Here is an 18529-nt window from a genome sequence, read left to right as displayed (position 1 = left end):
ATACAACCGACCACGCTTGACCCGTCGGATTCCCCGATCCCAGTCCCGGGCCGTCCGCACGTGCACTCCCACACGTTCGGCCGCGACTTTCCTGGTCACACCCTCATCCCGCAACGCCAAGAACTCGGCCTTGCGAGGATCGGCAGCCCGCTTCGACCAGAACCCCGCCGCACGAGCCCACCCCTGCGCCGTCACGCGATCGATACCCACCGCACACGCCGCCAAACCCACACACTTGACCACGTCAAGCAGAGCCACAAACCTCTCACGCCGACCCACAACCGACACGATCGCCACAACCTCCCACAACTCAGGGTGTTGCAACCACCGCTAGAACCCGCCGTGCCCTTCGGGGCATCGCAGGACATACAAAAGCGGGCGGACATCCCCGGTGGGATATCCGCCCGCTTGTGCTGTGATCGCCTCCACACGGAGGCGTCGGATCACTTGAGCGAGACCTTGCCTCCGGCCTCCTCGAGCTTGGCCTTGGCGGCGTCGGCGGCCTCCTTGTCGACCTTCTCGAGCAGCGGCTTCGGGACGCCCTCGACGAGCTCCTTGGCCTCCTTCAGGCCCAGACCGGAGATGACCTCGCGGACGACCTTGATGACCTGGATCTTCTTGTCGCCGGCGTCCTCGAGGACGACGTCGAACTCGTCCTGCTCCTCCTCGGCGGCGGCACCGGCGTCGGCGCCCGGAGCGGCGGCCACGACCTGGGCGGCCGGGGCGGCGGCCGTGACGTCGAAGGTCTCCTCGAACTTCGTCACGAACTCGGACAGCTCAAGCAGCGTCAGCTCCTTGAAGGCGTCGAGCAGTTCGTCCGTGCTCATCTTCGCCATGATGGCGTTCCTTCCTTGCTTGCGACTCGGGAGTCGGGTTGGTGGGTGTCGGTCAGCTCTCGGCGTCGGACGCGGAGCCGGAGTCGGACTTCTGCTTGTCCTCGAGCGCGGCGGCGGCGCGGGCCATCTTCGACAGCGGCGCCTCGAACAGCGACGCGGCCTCCGACAGCTTGGCCTTGAACGCACCCGCGGCCCTGGACAGCAGGACATCGCGGCTCTCGAGATCGGCGAGCTGGTTGATCTCGCCGACGCTCATCGAGCGGCCATCCATGTAGCCGCCCTTGATGACAAGCGCGTTGTTGTCCTTCGCGAAGTTCTTCAGAGCCTTCGCGGCCTCGACCGGCTCGCCCTCGATGAAGGCGATCGCGGTGGGACCGATGAACAGCTCGTTCAGTTCCTCGACGCCCGCCTCCTCGGCGGCACGCTTGGTGAGGGTGTTCTTCGCGATCCGGTACTTCACGGTGGAGCCGAGAGCGCGGCGCAGCTCGCTGAGCTTGGACACGGAGAGGCCGGAGTACTCGGTGATGACCGTGGCCGAGCTGTTGCGGAACGAATCCGCAATCTCGGCGACCGCCTCCACCTTTTCGGGCTTCGCCATGGTCGCCTCCTCTCTTGGCTGGTGACCACTGGCTTGCCCGCCAACTACCCTGGAAACGACAAACGCCCCGGCGCGCGCAGCGAAATCCAGCGCAGCAGCTCGGGGCGTCGGTTCACACGGAAAGCCGTGCGAACGATCCTCGTTCCGCCCTGCGCGGGTCGCCGCCTGTCCGGCGGGCCTTCGTTCCCGAGGTAGCCCCGGGAAGACCAGCGGTCTTCGGTAGAACCGGTGTCGACTATACGCCCACGGCGCAGAGCAGCCGGCACCCGGGGCGACACACGACTCTCGCGTGCAGAGCGTGAGCAGGCATCATGGGCGCGTGACGGAACAGCGAACCGATCCGGCGGACGGCGAACCGGACCGGCCCGGCGACTCCCCGGACTCCTCCTGCCCGCCGGACGCGGCCGCCCCGACGCCGCCGTCGGGCACGGAGATCCAGCCGGCGGTTGCCGCGGCACCCGACGCTTCCTCCCCCGTCGACCCTGCCCCTCCCGTCGATGCGGAGCAGCTGCGGCAGTTCCAGCAGTTCCAGCAGTTCCAGGAGTTCCTCAAGTTCCAGCAGTCCCAGCAGGCCGGGCAGCCGCAGCCGGGCGGTGAGGTCGTACCGGGCACACCAGGCGCGCCGGGCACACCGCAGGCGGCCCAGTACCCGCCGGCTCCGTACTCGCCGCCGCAGGCCCCGGCGACCACCGCCGCCGAGCAGGCAGCGCTCACGAACGGGGGCGAACGGCTGCCCGAACCGGCGCAGCGGCCGGGCAGGCGAGCACCACGCTGGCTGACCTGGCTGGGCAAGAAACTCCTCGCCTGGCTCGTCGCGTTCCTGCTACTGGCGATCGCCGCGACGTGGGCCTACGACCACTTCTTCGGCACCGGCGCCAGCGATCAGACCACCGAGGAGTACGCCCGCGGAGGCGGCGGTTCCTACCACGCCACCGAGCTGCTCGCCGACAATCCGTACGCGGCGGTGCGCTCGGTCTACGACGCGATCGCCCAGGCGGACCCGGACACCGGCCTGCCGGACGCGGACAAGGCGTGCGGCCGGTTCGACGAGGCCACGCAGCAACGGTTCGCGGAGAATCTCGGCTTCGACGACTGCCGCCAGGCGGTGAATGCGCTGCACGAGGAGGTCACGCACGTCAACGACTACGCCGAGTCCGTCTATCCGCGCGGCTATCTGCCGACGTCGGAGCTCGAACGGATCGACTCGTGCTCGTTCACCATCAGCGGCGGGCCCGCGCTCGGAGTGTTCGTCGCCGAGAAGCTGGACCACGAGGGGCAGTGGCTGATCACCGGCCACGAAACCGGGCCGGAGACCTGCCCCGGGCAGGCGGCGCCGTCGCAGCGGCAGCCGTCCGGGTCCGCCCCGCAGCCCGGGAACTGAGCCCATCCCGCCGCTGCCCGGCAACGGCCCTGTGGCGGCGCAGCTCCGCCGAACCCACGGCACGCACGCAACGCCGGACGCACGAAACGGGGCGGTCCACCCGCGATGGGTGAACCGCCCCGTTCGGTGCGTCCGGTGACGCCTCAGGCGTTGGCGTCCTCGGCGAGGAGGTTGCGCGTGCGCGTCGGGTCGACCGGGATGCCGGGGCCCATGGTCGTCGTGAAGGTGATCCTCCTGACGTAGCGGCCCTTGGCGGCGGACGGCTTCGCACGCAGCACCTCGTCGAGGGCCGCGGCGTAGTTCTCGACCAGCTTGTCGGTCTCGAACGACGCCTTGCCGATCGCCAGGTGCAGGTTCGACTGCTTGTCGACGCGGAAGCTGACCTTGCCGCCCTTGATCTCCTTGACGGCCTTGGTGACGTCGGGCGTCACCGTGCCCGTCTTCGGGTTCGGCATCAGGCCACGCGGGCCCAGCACGCGGGCCACGCGACCCACCTTCGCCATCTGGTCCGGGGTCGCGATCGCGGCATCGAACTCGAGCCAGCCACCCTGGATGCGCTCGATCAGATCGTCGGAACCGACCACGTCGGCACCGGCGGCCTCGGCCTCGGCGGCCTTGTCACCGGTGGCGAAAACAGCGACGCGGACGGTTTTACCCGTGCCGTGCGGCAGGTTCACGGTGCCGCGGACCATCTGGTCTGCCTTGCGGGGGTCGACGCCGAGCCGGATCGCGACCTCGACCGAGGCGTCCATCTTGGTGGCGTTGGACGTCTCCTTGGCCAGCTTCGCCGCATCGAGCGGGGCGTACAGCCGGGTCTGATCGACGAGCTCGGCGGCCTGACGGTAGGCCTTGCTGCGCTTGGTCATGCTCTGTCCTTACGTGCGGAGTGGATCAGTTGTGGTGCGGGCCAGCGCCTGGCCCTTCCACGGCGCGCCTCACGAGGAGGCGCTCGAGACTCAGTCGACGACGGTCAGGCCCATCGACCGGGCGGTGCCGGCGATGATCTTGGCCGCCTGGTCGTCGTCGTAGGAGTTGAGGTCGGTCTTCTTGGTCTCGGCGATCTCGCGGATCTGGTCCATCGTGACCTTGCCGACCTTGTTCTTGTGCGGCTCACCGCTGCCCTTGTCGACTCCCGCCGCCTTCAGCAGCAGTTTGGCCGCCGGCGGCGTCTTGAGCTTGAAGTCGAACGAGCGGTCCTCGAACACGGAGATCTCGACCGGCACGACGTTGCCACGCTGGTTCTCCGTGGCCGCGTTGTACGCCTTGCAGAACTCCATGATGTTGACGCCGTGCTGACCGAGCGCGGGGCCGACCGGGGGCGCAGGGTTCGCGGCACCCGCCTGGATCTGCAGCTTGATGATCGCTGCAAGCTTCTTCTTCTTGGGTGGCATTTCCGTTTCCTGTTCAGCGTTGCTCTCCCCACGCACCTGCCGTGGCGCGGGGGCCTTCCGGCGTGCTCCCTGCTGTGGGAGCGGCCGTCAGATCTTGGAGACCTGGTTGAACGACAGCTCGACCGGCGTTTCCCGGCCGAAGATCGACACCAGGACCTTCAACTTCTGGCCACCGGCGTCGACCTCGCTGATCGTCGCGGGCAGCGTCGCGAACGGGCCGTCCATGACGGTGACCGATTCGCCGACCTCGAAGTCGACCTGCACCGCGGAGGCGGACGACGACGGCGCGGCCTGCGTGTCCGGCGTGGCGGACTCGCCCTTCGTGGCCTTCGCGGGCGCCTCCTGCTCGACCTGCGGCGCGAGGAACTTCAGCACCTCTTCCAGCGTGATCGGCGACGGCCGCGACGTGGCGCCGACGAATCCCGTCACACCGGGCGTGTTGCGCACGGCGCCCCACGACTCGTCCGTGAGCTCCATGCGGACCAGGACGTAACCGGGCAGGACCTTACGGTTCACCCGCTTGCGCTGGCCGTTCTTGATCTCGGTGACCTCTTCGGTCGGTACCTCGATCTGGAAGATGTAGTCCTCGACGTCCAACGTCTGCCGACGGGTCTCGAGGTTGTGCTTCACGCGGCTCTCGTAACCGGCGTACGAGTGCACGACGTACCACTCGCCGGGAAGCGATTTCAGCTCGGCGCGCAGCTGAGCCACGGGGTCTGCGGCGGTCTCGGTCTCGGTGGTCTCGCTCTCGGCACCGGCCCGGTCGCCCTCGTCGGCAGTGCCGTCGCCCTCGCCGGCGTCGGCCGAAACCTCGGCGCTGTCGACGGCGGGTGCCTCGGCACTGTCGGCACTGTCGTCGGAATCGGTGCTGTCGTCGGCACCCTCGACACCCTCGGTGTCGTCGGCCTCGCCTGCGGACTCGTCAGCACCGGCCGTGTCGGCGGTGCCGGCCTCCGCGTGCTCGTCGACCTCTGCAGTCTCGGCGACCGGCGCAGGCGTGTCGGCGGCCTCGGCCGGGTCCACGTCGGTGGCCGCGAGCACCTGCTCGTCTGAGCCGTTCTCGGAGGTCACTTTCCGTCCTCTCAGTTGATCGCGTGTGTCGTCGCGGGCGCGGCGATCCGCTCCCGCCACCCGCGAGGCCTGGCCAAGGCGCTAGTTGCCGAATACGACGTCGACTCCCTCAAGGAAGACGAAGTCGAGCAGGTAGACCAGGGCGATCATGAAGGCCACGAACACCAGCACCACGCCGGTGTAGGTGATCATCTGCTTGCGGGTCGGCCAGATGACCTTCCGCAGCTCGCCCCAGACCTCGCGAAGGAACCGCACGATCCGGGCGAAGAGCGAATGCTTCTCGGTCTTCTCTTGTGTCGTGCCGCTCCGCTTCGGCGTGGGCCGGTCCTTGCCGGCGGTGGCGCCCTTGGCGGGACCCGAGCCCGCCTTCCCCTGGGGAGCGGACTTGCCCGCCTTGGCGTCCTTGCCCGTGCCGGAGGCAGCGGCGCGCCGCTTACGGCGAGCGGCGGCGGTGTTCGGACGAGGGTCGGAGTTCTTCGACTCCTTCCCCTGATCCTTCTCGCCGTCCTCGCTCACGAGCCACTCCTCTGCCTAACCTGACACATCAACGCAGGGGCGACAGGACTCGAACCTGCGACCTGCGGTTTTGGAGACCGCTGCTCTACCAACTGAGCTACACCCCTTTGAACGTTCACGCAGTCCGTCCCTCCATCCGATCTCGATCCTTATCCGATCGCGAGAACGAAGGCAGGAACAACCGTCGAACGTTCCAAGTGCAACAGTCTACGGCAAGGCCGATCGCGCTCTGCAACCGAGGCCCGGTTCGCCGTCGACAACTGCTCGCACACCCGCTTCGGCCCAGGTGACAGGGCCGGGCGGGTGCGTGGAAAACTGTAGTCATGGCCACACCTGGAACCACACCCGCCCGTCCCCGTCCCCGAGTGTCCGCCCGGATCGCGGGCATCACCCCGTCCGCGACGCTCGCGGTGGACGCGAAGGCGAAGGCTCTCAAGGCCGAGGGCCGCCCGGTGATCGGATTCGGCGCGGGGCAGCCGGACTTCCCCACGCCCGACTACATCGTCGACGCCGCGGCGAAGGCCACCCGCGAGCGGGTCAACCACGGCTACACCGCCGCGGGCGGCCTGCCCGAGCTGCGCGAGGCGATCGCGGAGAAGACGCTGCGCGACTCGGACTTCCGCTGCGACCCGTCCCAGGTGCTCGTGACCAACGGCGGCAAGCAGGCCGTGTACTCGGCGTTCGCCACGCTGCTGGACCCGGGCGACGAGGTGCTGCTGCCGGCGCCGTACTGGACGACCTACCCCGAATCGGTCACCCTCGCGGGGGGTGTTCCGGTGCAGGTGACGGCCGACGAGACGACCGGCTACCTCGCGACGGTCGAACAGCTCGAGGCGGCGCGCACCGAGAACACGAAGGTGCTGCTGTTCAACTCACCGTCCAACCCGACCGGCGCGGTCTACCCGCGCGAGCAGGTCGAGGCCATCGGCAAGTGGGCGCTCGAGCACGGCATCTGGGTCGTCACCGACGAGATCTACGAGCACCTCGTCTACGACGGCGTGGCGGCCGCGTCGATGCCCGCCGTGGTGCCCGAGCTCGCCGACCGGACGCTGATCCTCAACGGCGTCGCCAAGACCTACTCGATGACCGGCTGGCGCGTCGGCTGGATCATCGGTCCCGAGGACGTCATCAAGGCCGCGTCGAGCTTCCAGTCGCACCTGTGCGGCAACGTCTCCAACGTCGCCCAGCGCGCCGCCGAGGCCGCGGTCGCCGGTCCGCTCGACGCCGTGCACTCGATGCGGGAGGCGTTCGACGCGCGGCGCAAGAAGATCGTGTCGCTGCTGTCGGACATCCCCGGCGTCGAATGCCCGACGCCGGAGGGTGCGTTCTACGCCTATCCGTCCGTGAAGGCGGTGCTCGGCAAGGAGATCCGCGGCGAGCGACCCGAGGACACGGTCGCACTGGCCGACCTGATCCTGCGCGAGGCCGAGGTCGCGGTCGTGCCCGGCGAGGCGTTCGGCACGCCCGGCTACTTCCGCTTCTCCTACGCGCTCGCCGAGTCCGACCTCGTCGAAGGCGTGAACCGCGTGGCGAACCTCCTGGCCGAGGCGAAGTAACCGCCACGAAGCACCCCAGCGCTGCGGCACCCGGCCGCTGCAGCAACCCGGCACTACGGCACCCCGGCGCTACGGCACCCCGGCGCTACGGCAACCCGGCGCTACGGCAACCCGGCGCTACGGCAACCCGGCGCACGGCCCCTCGGAGCAACCGACTCCGAGGGGCCGTTTCGCATGTCCTGCACTCCCGTCGGTGTGTTTCGGGTTCCGAAGCCCGTGTTGCGCCCTCCGGGGACCGTGTTGCGCCCTCCAGGGACCGTGTTGCGCCCTCCAGGGACCGTGTTGCGGCTTCCCCCACCCGACCACCACGCCGCCTCGACGCGCTGTCCCCTGCCTGCGCTCGCCGAGTTCGTGTCACGGATCGCCCTGTCGGCACGCGGCTCGGCGACCACTTCCCTATAGCGCGTTTGTTCTATTACAGTTAGAATAATGTTGATCCGGATCGACCCGGCGTCCCAGGCGCCGCTGTTCGAACAGGTCGCCGCGTCGGTGCGACGCGGCCTGTCCGACGGCGAACTCACCCGGGGTCAGCAGCTGCCACCCGCCCGGGAGGTGGCGACGTCGTTGGACATCAACGTGCACACCGTCCTGCGCGCCTACGGAGTGCTGCGCGACGAAGGGCTGATCGAGCTGCGCCGCAGGCGCGGCGCGGTCGTCACCGGCGCGGCCGACACCCGTGCGCGGCTCAACACTCTGGCCGGGGAGTTGGTCGAGGAGGCACGCCGCGTGGGGATCGGCCCCGACGAGCTCACGGAGATCGTGAAGGAGAAGTTCGCATGAAAACCACCAGGCTCGCGCTGGCGGGCGGCGCCGTTCCGCTCGCGGTCCTCGGCGGCACCTGGGCGCTGCAAGCCGCCTGGGCCGACAGGCTGCCGGATGTCGTCGCGGCCCACTGGGGTCTCACGGGCCCCGACCGGTCGGCGGAACTGTCCACGATGACGGGTGTGACGCTCGGCATCGGCGCGGTACTGACCCTGGTGACCCTGGTGACGGTGCTCGTGTCGAGACTTCGAGGGGCCGTGGTGCCCCGCAGTGCGGTGGGCTTCGTGGCCTGGTTGGCGACCCTGCCCGCGGGTGTCCTGGCCGGTTCGATGTACGCGGCGCTCGACGCGACGTCGTGGCGCGACGCGGGACCCGCCTGGTCGGCGGTCGGATGGGCACTGGGGCTGAGCGTCGCGGCAGGTGCGGCCGCGACGCTCGTCGCAGGACCGACCGAACGGCCGGCACCCGCCGAGCCGCGCGACCTGCCGTCGGCGGGCCTGCAGCCCGGCGAACGGGCGTCGTGGATCGGCGGCGGCACCAACTACCCGATGGCGTTCGGCGGCCTCGTCGCCGTGCTCGGGTACGCCCTGCTGCATGTCTCGATCCCGGGCCTCGGCGTCATGCCGTTCGCGCTGGCCGTGCTGGTCGTCGTCCTCGCGATGGCGGCGGTCTGCCGGGTGCGCGTCCGCGTCGACACGACCGGCGTGACGCTGTCACTCGGCCTGTTCGGATTCCCGAACCGGACCCTGACGTACGACGAGATCGCCTCCGCCAACACCGAGGAGATGACGATGGGGAGCGCAGGCGGGTACGGCCTGCGCCGCGGCGTCGGCTACACGGCTTTCAAGGTGCGGGCGGGCGAGACCCTGACGATCACCCTGAACTCCGGGCACGTCGTCAAGGCCACCGTCGATCACGCCGACCGGGCGGCCGGGCTCGTCAACGACCTGACCGGCGCCCGCGACGGCGCCTGACGCGGTTACACCCGCACGACGGCCTGAGCCTTGCCGAGGACCGTCTTGCCGTCGAACTTCGCCGTGATGTCGACACGGGCGGTGCCGTCGTCGCGGACCTCGCCGATCTTGGCCGTGAACTCGACCAGCGCACCCACGTCGTCGTCCGGGACGACGACCGGCCGGGTGAACCGCACGCCGTACTCGACGACCCGGCCGGGGTCGCCGAGCCAGTCGGTGACGACGCGTCCGCCGAGCGCCATGGTGAGCATGCCGTGGGCGATGACGTTCGGCAGCCCGACCTCGGTGGCGAACCGTTCGTTCCAGTGGATCGGGTTGAAGTCCAGCGACGCTCCTGCGTAGCGGACCAGCTGCGCTCGGGTGACCCGCACCGTCAGCGCCGGCAGTTCGTCTCCGACGTTCACGACCGCTCCCCCCTCACGACGAGCTGGGCGTAGGTGGTGCACACGAGTTCGCCGTCGGCTGCGGTGATCTCCGCGCGGACCGACAGGAAGTCGTTGCCCGCGCGGACGAAGATGTCGTCGATGTGCGTGGTGATCTGCAACCGGTCGCCCGCACGTACGGGACGGTGGTGCACGAACCGCTGGTCGCCGTGAACCATGCGGTCGTAGTCGAGCCCGAGCTCGGGGTCTTCGGCGACAGCGTTGATGGCGCCGATGTTGACGACCGTCAGGAACGTGGGCGGCGCGATGACGTCGTCGTAGCCCGCCTGCTCGGCGGCGGCGACGTCGCGATACAGCGGGTTGTCATCACCGATTGAGCGCGCGAACTCGGCGATCTTGGCGCGGCCGACGTCGTAGGTCGTGTCGGGCGGATACGTGCGCCCGACGAATGACGGATCCAAAGGCACGGCGCCGACTGTACCGGCCGGTGAATACTTCACATACTGGACTGAACCCGCCGGCCACCTCTGCCGCCAGGATCGCCCCAAGAGCACCTTGGGGCGTGCAAATTCGGCGAACTGGACCTCGGGCACGGATACGACGTGAGGGGCGAGCGCTTCGGTGACGGGGCGGCGCCGACGCCGACACTGCCGCCGCCCGCGCCGGACGCGGCGGCGACGCCGAGGGGTGATGTGACTCGGAACACGGCGGGCGTGCGTGCGCCCGTCGGCGATTCGCGCCGCCGGCCTGATCGGACAGAGGACCCCGGACAAAAAGAAACCGTCCTCGCCATGTGGCGAGGACGGTTCGAAAGCTGCGGGGCCCGGGAGGCCGCTGGGGTCAGCGGGTCTCCTTGTGGGCACGGTGCGTGCCGCACTTGGGGCAGAACTTCTTCATCTCAAGACGGTCCGGGTTGTTGCGCCGGTTCTTCTTGGTGATGTAGTTGCGGTCCTTGCACTCCTCGCACGCGAGGGTGATCTTCGGGCGAACGTCGGTGGAAGAAGCCACGGTCTTTCCTCTTTCAACGATGAGTGGGCCACCGCCGTGGCCGTATAGTCCGAGTAGCGGGAGCGGGACTCGAACCCGCGACACCACGATTATGAGCCGTGTGCTCTAACCACCTGAGCTACCCCGCCCTGTCTACCCCAGCCTAGCCCGAACGCAACGAAAACCGCGGGCACTGTGGCGAGGCCCGCACTCGAACCTGCACCTCGACCCGCCTGGCCTACGCCAGATCCGGGAGTCCGGGGGCAACGCCCCCGGGTGGGGGCGTGGGGGCTACGCCCCCACAATGATCAGCGAGCGATCCAGGCCGACTCACTCCGTCGGCAGACCTCTCCCAATCGCGAGCCCCTTAACGGGTTCGAACCGTTGACCTTCTCCTTACCATGGAGACGCTCTGCCACTGAGCTAAAGGGGCGTGGTCACTGGGCCGACACCGAGCTAACGGGTCGTGCTCAACGATCCTCAAATAGAGTACCCGAGAACCGGCGGCGCCCGGACGCGGGGGTGGCGTTCCGCGGCACCACAGGAGAAACCTCAGGTCAGCAGGGTCAGGATCGTTTCGTCGCGGTGGCCTGCCGAGCGCGCGGTGCGGGCCATCAGCCACGCTTCGAGCCGGTCCTCGGCCAGTGGCCGCGAGATCAGGTAGCCCTGCGCGACGTCGCACCCCATGGCCTCGAGCTGGTCGCGGGACGAATCGTCCTCGACACCCTCGGCGACGACGGACAACCCGAGCGAGTGACCGAGTTCGACGATGGAGCGCACGACGGCGAGATCGCCGAGGTCGGTGCTCATGCCGAACACGAAGCTCTTGTCGATCTTCACCTGGTCGACGGGGAGCCTGCGCAGGTACGCCAGTGACGAATAGCCGGTGCCGAAGTCGTCGACCGCGAGCTCGATGCCGAGTTCGTGCAGTTCGCCCAGGATCGGCAACGCGCGCTGCGGATCGGCCATGACGGCGGACTCGGTGATCTCGAACGTCAGCAGCCGCGCGGGCACGCCGTGCCGGGCCAGGGCATCGGCCACCTGGTCGGCGAACCCGTCGTCGGCGAGGCTGCGCACGGACAGGTTGACGGCGACGGAGATCTCGACGCCTTCGTCGAGCCAGCGGCGCACCCGGTCGAGCGCCTCGTCGAGCACGAACGAGGTGAGCGCCCCGACGAGCCCGGTGGCCTCGACGGCAGGCACGAATTCGTCGGGATTGACGCGGCCGAACTCGGGATGCATCCACCGCACCAGGGCCTCGACACCGACGACGTTCTTCTCCGGCAGCGACACCTTGGGCTGGTAGTGGACGCTGACCTGGCCGTCCTCCAGCGCCTGCCGGAACTGGGTGACCAGCTGGAAGCGGCGGAGGAAGATCTGGCCCATGCTCGGCACGTAGCCGCGGACCTCCTGGCCGCCGCGGGTGGCGCGCACCGCGACGTCGGCACGCTGCAGGAGCGCATCGACGTCGGGCGGGTCACCGTCGTCACCGGGCACGTTGGTACAGGCGTAGCCGACCATGGCATTGGCTTCGACGCTGAGTTTCTCGACGGGGTACGGATCGGACGCCTCCGCGCGGAGGCGTTCGGCGACGGCGCGGGTCTCCTCGTCGGTCCGGTCGAGCAGCAGCGCAGCGAAGGACGCGCCTTCCAGCCGGGCGAGGGGAACCTCGGCACCGAGGACGTCGCGGATGCGACGGCCCGCGGCGACGACCATGCGATCGGCCCAGGCATAACCGAGAGCGTCGCTGACGGTGGAGTAGACGTCGAGGTCGAGACGCAGCACCGCGGCCTGAATGCGGGGGTCGGCCTGCGCGAGGGCGCCGGGGGCGGCCCGGTCGGCGAGCGGGCCGGCGGCGATCTGGCGGAAGCCGGGCCGATTGAGCAGGCCGGTGAGCGGATCGTGGTACGCATCGTGGCGCAGCGTCGCCAGCAGCCGCCGGTTGTCGAGCGCGGTGGCGAGATGGCTGGCCATGGTGCCGAGCAGCTGCACGTCGTACTTCCCGAAACCACGCCAGCGCGACAGCCGGTCGTGGGCCTCCACGAGACCGAGGAGCTGGTTCCCGCTGCGCAGCGGGACGACGAGCGCCTCCTGGGCACCGCGCGCGCCGAGCGCTGCCCGGACGGCGGTGTTGCCGTCGGTGAGCCGGAAGTGCCGCACGTTGGCGCCGGGCAGCCGCAGCAGCGGATCGTCGGGGCGGAGCCGTTCGTCGGCGGGCAGGTCACCGCCGACGACGAGGACGTGCATGGGCTCGTCGGGTTCGAGGCGCAGGCGCAGTACGACGCGACCGGCGGCGAGCTGGTCCTTGATGCGCTCGGCGATGCTGTGCCACTCGTCGAGGTCGAGGCCGGTTTCGAGTTCGCCCGGTTTGCCCGCGGGCTGAGCGGCGACCTGATGGTCGGAGCGAGCGACCATGAGGCTGACGTCGAACAGCGCCTCCATGTCGCGCTGTTCCCGCAGCAGGTCGGAGTAGGCCCAGTACAGCGCGACGAGGCCGGTGCTCACGGCCACGACGATCGGCCAGGCGCCGGGGGTGCCTTCGATGACGAGGTAGCCGGTCAGGCCTGCGGAGGCGTTGACGAAGCCGACGACGAGGATGCGCGCGGCGAGGCGCACGACGGTGCCGATCTGCATGCGCCGCCGCAGCACGCGCACCGCGGCCATCGCGAGGATCGTGCTCGTCAGCGGTGCGGCGAGGGTGCCCGCGAGGGCCGCGGGCCAGGGCATGCCGTCGGGCTGGCCGAGCGCGGCCGCCACGACGTGGGCGACGGCGAACGCACTGGTGACCTCAATGAGGAACGCGCCGGCGTTGTACAGCACCCGCCCGGTGACGCGCCGCGCGAGCAGAGTCGTGACACCGGCGACGACGTGAGCGGCCAGCACGACTTCGAACGGCGCGATGAAGAAGCCGATGACCAGCGGTATCTCGGTGAAGGAGATCGTCCACGAGATACCGCTGCGCACGTCGACGTTGACGCCGAGCTGTTCGGCCCCGAGAAACGCGACGACCAGGGCCGGGCCGATCCACCACAGATGGGTGGAGCCTTCGAACGGCTGCCACCGGGCCACGGCCGCGGCGCCGAGTACACCGAGCACGAGAACGAACGCGGTGTAGAGACGGAACCGGAACTCGTCACTGCGCGTCCCACCCGTGGTGGAGGCGGAAGGAGGACCGGAACGGGCTCGACCGGCGGAACGCGAGTGCTCGGCCGCACCGGATCGATCGGCCGAGTCGGGGTCGCCTGCAGCGGGCCCGGCGGACCCGCCTGCCTGCGCGCTCGGGCCCGCGGGCGCGCGGCGTGCCTGGCCCATGCCACCTTCCCCTTCCGTCACCGTCACGCGAGTCACCCGTCGGATGTAGGCCCCGATGCGGGCTGCAACTGTCCGCCAACGAGGCATAAACCGTACCCCGCACGACGGACAAAGCATCTGATTTGACCACCGTCGGGTCAACTCGGCGTGAGCTCGACATGAACGTAAGGCTTCGTTAACCGCCTGCGAGTGATACCGCATCGACATCCGTCGCGGCCAGTAGCAGTCGTCGATCACCCGTCGGATGTCATGATGGGCACTCGGTGACATGCGCCATAGCAGGCGGTCGACGTCGCCGATGCCGACGATGAGGTGGGACATGCAGGCGCCGGGAACCAGCGACTCCCGAGCCGGTCACGACACGAGGCACGACCGCAGCGGGCCCCGCGGCGGGGCCGATCGCGACGCGGTCGTGCTCGACGGATACGCCGAACGGATGGCGGCAACGGACACGCTGCTCCCCGCGTTCACGAACCCGGCCGCCTCGGCGTCGACCTCGGCCGTGTTGCGTACGCGCGACGGGCTGGCGTTCGCGACCCGGTCGGCGGTCGCTCCGGGCTCGATGGGGTCGCTGTGGCGGCCGCTGGTCGAGTACCGCCTGGACCTGCGCGTGACGGGAAACGATCCGACCGCGGCGGTCGACGGGCTGCTCTGCCGGTGGGAGGACCAGCTCGCCGAGGCCGTCTCCTACGACGAGGGGTACGGCTGGGACACCGCCGCGGTGGTAACGCGGCCGAGCAGGGACACGACGGGGTCGACGGCATTGCTGCGCCGGGGGTTCGCGGCGAACCGGATACTCGCCGTGCGGCCGGCCAACCGGCTGGGCGCGGGCCCGCCCGCGGTACCGGGCGTGCGCATCCGCGCGGCCGCGGAGGAGGACCTGCCCACCCTGACGAGGATGCGCGCCGAGCTGCACGCCTACGACGCGCAGTTCGGCGTCGTCACGCCGCGTGCGGACGCGCTCGAGCGGCTGACCGAGGACGCACGCGCCCAGCTCGCGGACGACACGCCGGTGCCGCAGCTGTGGGTCGCCGAGCTGTACGGCAGGCCGCTCGGGTTTCTCGAGGTCGAACTGCCTCCCGAGGCGAACTGGATCGCCGGCTACGTCGACGCCCGCCGGGTGGGCTACCTGGCGTCGCTGCACGTCGCCGAGGAGGCACGCAGCAGCGGTGTCGGCTCCGCCCTGGTGGCACACGCCCACCAGCTGTTCGACTCCGAGGACATCGACGCCGTGCTGCTCCACCACGCGCTGGAAAGCCCGCGTTCGACCCCGTTCTGGTACGCCCACGGCTACCGCCCGCTGTGGACGTCCTGGTACCGCAGACCCGCGGTGAGCTGACCTTCCCTCCCCCGCGTGTCCTGCACTCGGGCCCGCGTGTCCTGCACTCGTGCCGCCGTGCTGCTCCCACCCGTCGCCCGACCGACACCCCTCATCGACGCGCTGACGCGCAGCTGCGCTTGATGGGTCGTGTTGCGGGTTCCGGGGGCGGCCGCAACTCACCGCTGCCCTGTCGTCACAACCGGCCCCGTGACCGCGGCGGCGGCGCAGTGCTGCGATCACGGCCGCGTCACCCTACGGTCGGGAAGGACTGTCCTCGCCGCAGGTGAAGGCGCTGGTGGAGGTGCCGTCGTGACCACGCACTCGGTAACACCCCCGACGGATGTGACGCCGACGCGGATTTCCCGCGACGAGCCGCCACCGCGTAAGCGCGCGCTGCGCATGCTGAGCCTCACGCGCACGACGGACCACAAGGTCATCGGCATGATGTACATGGCCACGTCGCTGGCGTTCTTCATGATCGGTGGCCTGATGGCCCTGCTCATGCGCGGTGAACTGGCTCAACCGGGGCAACAGTTCCTGTCGCCGGAGCAGTACAACCAGCTGTTCACCATGCACGGCACGATCATGCTGCTGCTCTACGCGACGCCGGTGGTGTTCGCGTTCGCGAACCTGGTGCTGCCGCTGCAGATCGGCTCCCCGGACGTGGCGTTCCCGCGGTTGAACGCGTTCTCGTACTGGCTGTTCCTGTTCGGCGGGCTGATCGTGCTGAGTTCCCTCGTCACGCCTGCGGGGGCGGCGGACTACGGCTGGACGGCCTACGCCCCGCTCTCGCGCGCCGAGTTCTCCGTCGGCATCGGCGGTGACCTGTGGATCATGGGACTGGTCGTGTCCGGTCTCGGCACGATCCTCGGCGCGGTCAACATGATCACGACGATCGTCTGCCTCCGCGGGCCGGGCATGACGATGTGGCGAATGCCGATCTTCACCTGGAACATTCTGTTCACCAGCGTGCTGGTGCTGGCTGCGTTCCCGATCCTCACCGCCGCGCTGCTCGGCCTGTACGCCGACCGCCTGCTCGGCGCGCACGTGTTCGACCCCGCCAACGGCGGCGCGATCCTCTACCAGCACCTGTTCTGGTTCTTCGGCCATCCCGAGGTGTACATCGTGGCGCTGCCGTTCTTCGGCATCGTCACCGAGATCATCCCGGTGTTCAGCAGGAAACCGCTGTTCGGCTACCGGCTGATGGTGCTGGCGACGATCGGCATCACGGCCCTGTCGTTCGCCGTGTGGGCGCACCACATGTTCGCAACCGGCGCGGTGCTGCTGCCGTTCTTCTCGCTGCTCACGTTCGCGATCGCGGTGCCGACGGGCGTCAAGTTCTTCAACTGGATCGGCACCCTGTGGAAGGGTCGGATCACCTTCGAATCGCCGATGCTGTGGTCGTTGGGGTTCATGGTGACGTTCCTGCTCGGCGGGCTCACCGGCGTCCTGCTCGCCGCGCCGCCGATCGACTTCCACGTACACGACAGCTACTTCGTCGTCGCCCACTTCCACTACGTGCTGTTCGGGACGATCGTGTTCGCCACGTTCGCGGGCATCTACTTCTGGTTCCCGAAGTTCACCGGCCGGATGATGAACGAACCGCTGGCCAAACTGCACTTCTGGCTGACGTTCGTCGGCTTCCACACGACGTTCCTCGTGCAGCACTGGCTCGGATCGGAAGGCATGCCGCGCCGCTACGTCGACTATCTGCCGAGCGACGGGTTCACCGCACTCAACACCGTCTCGACCATCGGCGCGTTCGTCCTCGGCGCGTCGATGCTGCCGTTCGTGTGGAACCTGATGCGCAGCTGGCGGTTCGGCGATCCCGTCGAGGCCGACGACCCGTGGGGCTACGGAAACTCCCTCGAATGGGCGACCACGTGCCCGCCGCCGCGGCACAACTTCCTCGAGCTGCCGCGCATCCGCTCCGAACGGCCCGCATTCGAGCTGCACTACCCGCACATGCTCGAACGGCTCCACGACGAAGGCCACATCACCTTCACCGGCAAGGCCATACCGCACGACGCGCGACCCACCTCGGAGGCGGCCGGCGACGAAGGAGACGTGTCAGACTCGGGGCGTGAGTGAACGGCTGCAGCGCGACAGGGATTCGGAAGGCAGGGCGCGCAACGCGCGCCCGCGCGACGGCCTCGGCAGGCCGTTGCCGTACGGCGCACCAGGAGTGGAACGAGCACCGGAGGGTGTGGAGCGCACGCCGGACGCGACGGTCACCGAGGCGCAACAGTTGCTCGACGACGGCAAGCCGTTCCACGCGCACGAGGTCTTCGAAGACGCGTGGAAGTCGGGGCCGGATGCCGAACAGGGACTGTGGCGCGGGCTGGCGCAGCTGGCCGTCGGGTTGACGCACGCGGCACGCGGCAACTTCGCCGGCGCCGCCTCGCTGCTCACCCGCGGTGCGGAATCCATCGAACCGTTCGCGAGCGAGGCGCCGCACGGCATCGACGTCGCGGGCCTGCGCGAGTGGGCGACGACCCTCGCCTCCGGCATGCCCGCCCACACCGAACCGCCCGACGCCTCGACGCTCGCCCCACGCCTGCGCCCCTGACCCCTGCACCTCGAAGCCCGTGTTGCGGATTCCGGGGGCCGTGTTGCGGATTCCGGGGGCCGTGTTGCGCCGATCTGTCCACAGCAGCCCGTCACGCCACGAGTCGGTGACGCAATGCGGCGAGGTCCGCGTCTTCGAGCCCTTCCGCACGCAGTAGACCTTCGGCATCGAGGCCGGCGTGCACGTCGAGGAACGCTTCTCGCGGCGTCGTGCCGTGGGAGGCGAGCAGGTCGAGGATCTTCGGCTCGTCGTCCGGCATGCCCAGCCGTGCCCACATCCCGGGGAGCCGTTGGCGGCTGAGCTCGTAGTCGTCGGCGATCACGTCACCGGGCACGCCGACGAGACCGAGCAGGATCAACACCAGCAGGCCGGTGCGATCACGCCCGCCCGCGCAGTGCACCAGCACCCCTCCCGACCGTGCGGTCGCGACGGCGCGCACAGCGGTGGCGACCAGGTCCGGCCGCTTGTCCAGCAGGTCGCGGTAGCACAGCGGTGTGGCGTGCAGGCCCGTTTCGGCGTAGTAGGTCCAGAAGTCGTCGCCGACCGGGTCGAGCGGTGCGTGCACGACGTCGATCCCCTCGGCAACGACGGCGTCGGCCCGCTCGTCGTCGTTGCGCAGATCGACGATGGTCCGCACCCCGTGTTCCCACACGGACCTCCACCCGGCCCCGGTCAACCACCGCGGTTCCTCCGACCGCACGACCGCGCCCCACGTGATCATGCCGCCGTCAGCCGTCGGCAGGCCGCCGAGGTCACGTGCGTTGTAACTGCCTTCCCACCCCACATGTCGTTCCATACAGAGTGGACGCGTCGCGTCCGGCCCTCGTTGCGCGACGGGAGCGCCCCGGCCCCACGCACCCGGCCCACGGAGC

The 18529-nt window shown here is 69.5% G+C and carries 19 protein-coding genes and 3 tRNA genes; 7 read left to right on the top strand and 15 right to left on the bottom strand.

The window, feature by feature from the left end:
• The 3 genes from LY41_RS24115 to rplJ form a co-directional block, all read right to left on the bottom strand.
• Window positions 1-195: helix-turn-helix domain-containing protein (locus tag LY41_RS24115; RefSeq protein WP_372493322.1), on the bottom strand; the 195-nt coding region annotated here is incomplete at its 3' end.
• A gap of 248 nt (window positions 196-443) precedes the next feature.
• Window positions 444-836: a 50S ribosomal protein L7/L12 gene (gene rplL, locus LY41_RS19310; protein ID WP_253865533.1), complete on the bottom strand. Its 393-nt coding sequence runs from the start codon at window positions 834-836 to the stop codon at window positions 444-446.
• 52 nt (window positions 837-888) lie between these two features.
• On the bottom strand, window positions 889-1434 hold the full coding sequence (rplJ, locus tag LY41_RS19305; RefSeq protein WP_253865531.1) for a 50S ribosomal protein L10: 546 nt from the start codon (window positions 1432-1434) through the stop codon (window positions 889-891).
• Window positions 1435-1753: 319 nt separating this feature from the next.
• On the opposite strand from rplJ, the gene LY41_RS19300 reads away from it, so the two are divergent.
• Window positions 1754-2815: a hypothetical protein gene (locus tag LY41_RS19300; RefSeq protein ID WP_253865529.1), complete on the top strand. Its 1062-nt coding sequence runs from the start codon at window positions 1754-1756 to the stop codon at window positions 2813-2815.
• 143 nt (window positions 2816-2958) lie between these two features.
• Here LY41_RS19300 and rplA read toward each other — a convergent pair whose 3' ends face one another.
• From rplA to LY41_RS19275, 5 genes are all read right to left on the bottom strand, one after another.
• Window positions 2959-3681, bottom strand: a complete 723-nt coding sequence (rplA, locus tag LY41_RS19295; RefSeq protein WP_253865528.1) for a 50S ribosomal protein L1 — start codon at window positions 3679-3681, stop codon at window positions 2959-2961.
• A gap of 90 nt (window positions 3682-3771) precedes the next feature.
• Entirely contained in the window at window positions 3772-4206 is a 435-nt protein-coding gene (gene rplK, locus LY41_RS19290) for a 50S ribosomal protein L11 (RefSeq protein ID WP_253865527.1), read from the bottom strand.
• An 87-nt stretch (window positions 4207-4293) separates the two neighbouring features.
• Window positions 4294-5277: a transcription termination/antitermination protein NusG gene (gene nusG / locus LY41_RS19285; RefSeq protein ID WP_253865524.1), complete on the bottom strand. Its 984-nt coding sequence runs from the start codon at window positions 5275-5277 to the stop codon at window positions 4294-4296.
• An 81-nt stretch (window positions 5278-5358) separates the two neighbouring features.
• Window positions 5359-5793 (bottom strand): preprotein translocase subunit SecE, encoded by a 435-nt coding sequence (gene secE / locus LY41_RS19280; protein WP_253865523.1) that lies wholly within the window; start codon window positions 5791-5793, stop codon window positions 5359-5361.
• A 34-nt stretch (window positions 5794-5827) separates the two neighbouring features.
• Window positions 5828-5900: transfer RNA gene (locus LY41_RS19275), tRNA-Trp, on the bottom strand.
• A 216-nt stretch (window positions 5901-6116) separates the two neighbouring features.
• Between LY41_RS19275 and LY41_RS19270 the strand changes: the two genes are divergently transcribed.
• The 3 genes from LY41_RS19270 (at window position 6117) to LY41_RS19260 (ending at window position 9085) form a co-directional block, all read left to right on the top strand.
• The gene (locus tag LY41_RS19270) at window positions 6117-7349 is read left to right on the top strand and encodes a pyridoxal phosphate-dependent aminotransferase (protein WP_253865521.1); all 1233 of its coding nucleotides are present in this window, start codon (window positions 6117-6119) and stop codon (window positions 7347-7349) included.
• Between the two features lie 429 nt (window positions 7350-7778).
• Window positions 7779-8129, top strand: coding sequence for a GntR family transcriptional regulator (locus LY41_RS19265; RefSeq protein WP_253865519.1), 351 nt, complete (start codon window positions 7779-7781; stop codon window positions 8127-8129).
• A complete protein-coding gene (locus LY41_RS19260; RefSeq protein ID WP_253865517.1) occupies window positions 8126-9085 on the top strand; it encodes a DUF1648 domain-containing protein in 960 nt (319 codons plus the stop codon). The genes LY41_RS19265 and LY41_RS19260 overlap by 4 nt, the downstream gene beginning before the upstream one ends.
• 5 nt (window positions 9086-9090) lie before the next feature.
• Here the strand turns inward: LY41_RS19260 and LY41_RS19255 are convergent, their stop codons facing one another.
• From LY41_RS19255 to LY41_RS19230, 6 genes are all read right to left on the bottom strand, one after another.
• Window positions 9091-9489 carry a MaoC family dehydratase gene (locus LY41_RS19255; protein WP_253865516.1) on the bottom strand — a complete coding sequence of 133 codons (399 nt, stop codon included), beginning with the start codon at window positions 9487-9489 and terminating at the stop codon, window positions 9091-9093.
• Window positions 9486-9935, bottom strand: a complete 450-nt coding sequence (locus LY41_RS19250) for a MaoC family dehydratase N-terminal domain-containing protein (RefSeq protein ID WP_253865515.1) — start codon at window positions 9933-9935, stop codon at window positions 9486-9488. The genes LY41_RS19255 and LY41_RS19250 overlap by 4 nt, the downstream gene beginning before the upstream one ends.
• A gap of 373 nt (window positions 9936-10308) precedes the next feature.
• On the bottom strand, window positions 10309-10476 hold the full coding sequence (rpmG, locus tag LY41_RS19245) for a 50S ribosomal protein L33 (RefSeq protein WP_075848953.1): 168 nt from the start codon (window positions 10474-10476) through the stop codon (window positions 10309-10311).
• Between the two features lie 54 nt (window positions 10477-10530).
• Window positions 10531-10604: transfer RNA gene (locus tag LY41_RS19240), tRNA-Met, on the bottom strand.
• A gap of 212 nt (window positions 10605-10816) precedes the next feature.
• A tRNA-Thr gene (locus tag LY41_RS19235) sits at window positions 10817-10888 on the bottom strand.
• Window positions 10889-11007: 119 nt separating this feature from the next.
• On the bottom strand, window positions 11008-13794 hold the full coding sequence (locus tag LY41_RS19230) for a putative bifunctional diguanylate cyclase/phosphodiesterase (RefSeq protein ID WP_253865514.1): 2787 nt from the start codon (window positions 13792-13794) through the stop codon (window positions 11008-11010).
• 292 nt (window positions 13795-14086) lie between these two features.
• On the opposite strand from LY41_RS19230, the gene LY41_RS19225 reads away from it, so the two are divergent.
• The 3 genes from LY41_RS19225 (at window position 14087) to LY41_RS19215 (ending at window position 17657) form a co-directional block, all read left to right on the top strand.
• Window positions 14087-15106, top strand: a complete 1020-nt coding sequence (locus LY41_RS19225) for a GNAT family N-acetyltransferase (protein WP_253865512.1) — start codon at window positions 14087-14089, stop codon at window positions 15104-15106.
• Window positions 15107-15487: 381 nt separating this feature from the next.
• The gene (gene ctaD / locus LY41_RS19220) at window positions 15488-17179 is read left to right on the top strand and encodes an aa3-type cytochrome oxidase subunit I (protein ID WP_253865594.1); all 1692 of its coding nucleotides are present in this window, start codon (window positions 15488-15490) and stop codon (window positions 17177-17179) included.
• Window positions 17172-17657, top strand: coding sequence for a DUF309 domain-containing protein (locus tag LY41_RS19215; RefSeq protein WP_253865510.1), 486 nt, complete (start codon window positions 17172-17174; stop codon window positions 17655-17657). Before ctaD ends, LY41_RS19215 begins: the two co-directional genes overlap by 8 nt.
• Window positions 17658-17748: 91 nt before the next feature.
• On the opposite strand, the gene LY41_RS19210 is transcribed toward LY41_RS19215, so the two are convergent.
• The gene (locus tag LY41_RS19210; RefSeq protein ID WP_253865509.1) at window positions 17749-18453 is read right to left on the bottom strand and encodes a tyrosine-protein phosphatase; all 705 of its coding nucleotides are present in this window, start codon (window positions 18451-18453) and stop codon (window positions 17749-17751) included.
• Window positions 18454-18529 lie beyond the last annotated feature (76 nt).

This window comes from Prauserella halophila (assembly GCF_024171895.1).
GTDB lineage: Bacteria > Actinomycetota > Actinomycetes > Mycobacteriales > Pseudonocardiaceae > Prauserella > Prauserella halophila.
The sequence above is the reverse complement of the archived record's forward strand: the minus strand, read 5'-3'. Positions and strand labels throughout refer to the sequence as shown.

Bases quoted from the DNA above. Each gene is read 5' to 3' on its own strand.
- rplL (WP_253865533.1), bottom strand. From the start codon at position 836: ATGGCGAAGATGAGCACGGACGAACTGCTCGACGCCTTCAAGGAGCTG.
- rplJ (WP_253865531.1), bottom strand. From the start codon at position 1,434: ATGGCGAAGCCCGAAAAGGTGGAGGCGGTCGCCGAGATTGCGGATTCG.
- rplA (WP_253865528.1), bottom strand. From the start codon at position 3,681: ATGACCAAGCGCAGCAAGGCCTACCGTCAGGCCGCCGAGCTCGTCGAT.
- rplK (WP_253865527.1), bottom strand. From the start codon at position 4,206: ATGCCACCCAAGAAGAAGAAGCTTGCAGCGATCATCAAGCTGCAGATC.
- LY41_RS19270 (WP_253865521.1), top strand. From the start codon at position 6,117: ATGGCCACACCTGGAACCACACCCGCCCGTCCCCGTCCCCGAGTGTCC.
- LY41_RS19265 (WP_253865519.1), top strand. From the start codon at position 7,779: ATGTTGATCCGGATCGACCCGGCGTCCCAGGCGCCGCTGTTCGAACAG.
- LY41_RS19260 (WP_253865517.1), top strand. From the start codon at position 8,126: ATGAAAACCACCAGGCTCGCGCTGGCGGGCGGCGCCGTTCCGCTCGCG.
- LY41_RS19225 (WP_253865512.1), top strand. From the start codon at position 14,087: ATGCAGGCGCCGGGAACCAGCGACTCCCGAGCCGGTCACGACACGAGG.
- ctaD (WP_253865594.1), top strand. From the start codon at position 15,488: ATGCTGAGCCTCACGCGCACGACGGACCACAAGGTCATCGGCATGATG.
- LY41_RS19210 (WP_253865509.1), bottom strand. From the start codon at position 18,453: ATGGAACGACATGTGGGGTGGGAAGGCAGTTACAACGCACGTGACCTC.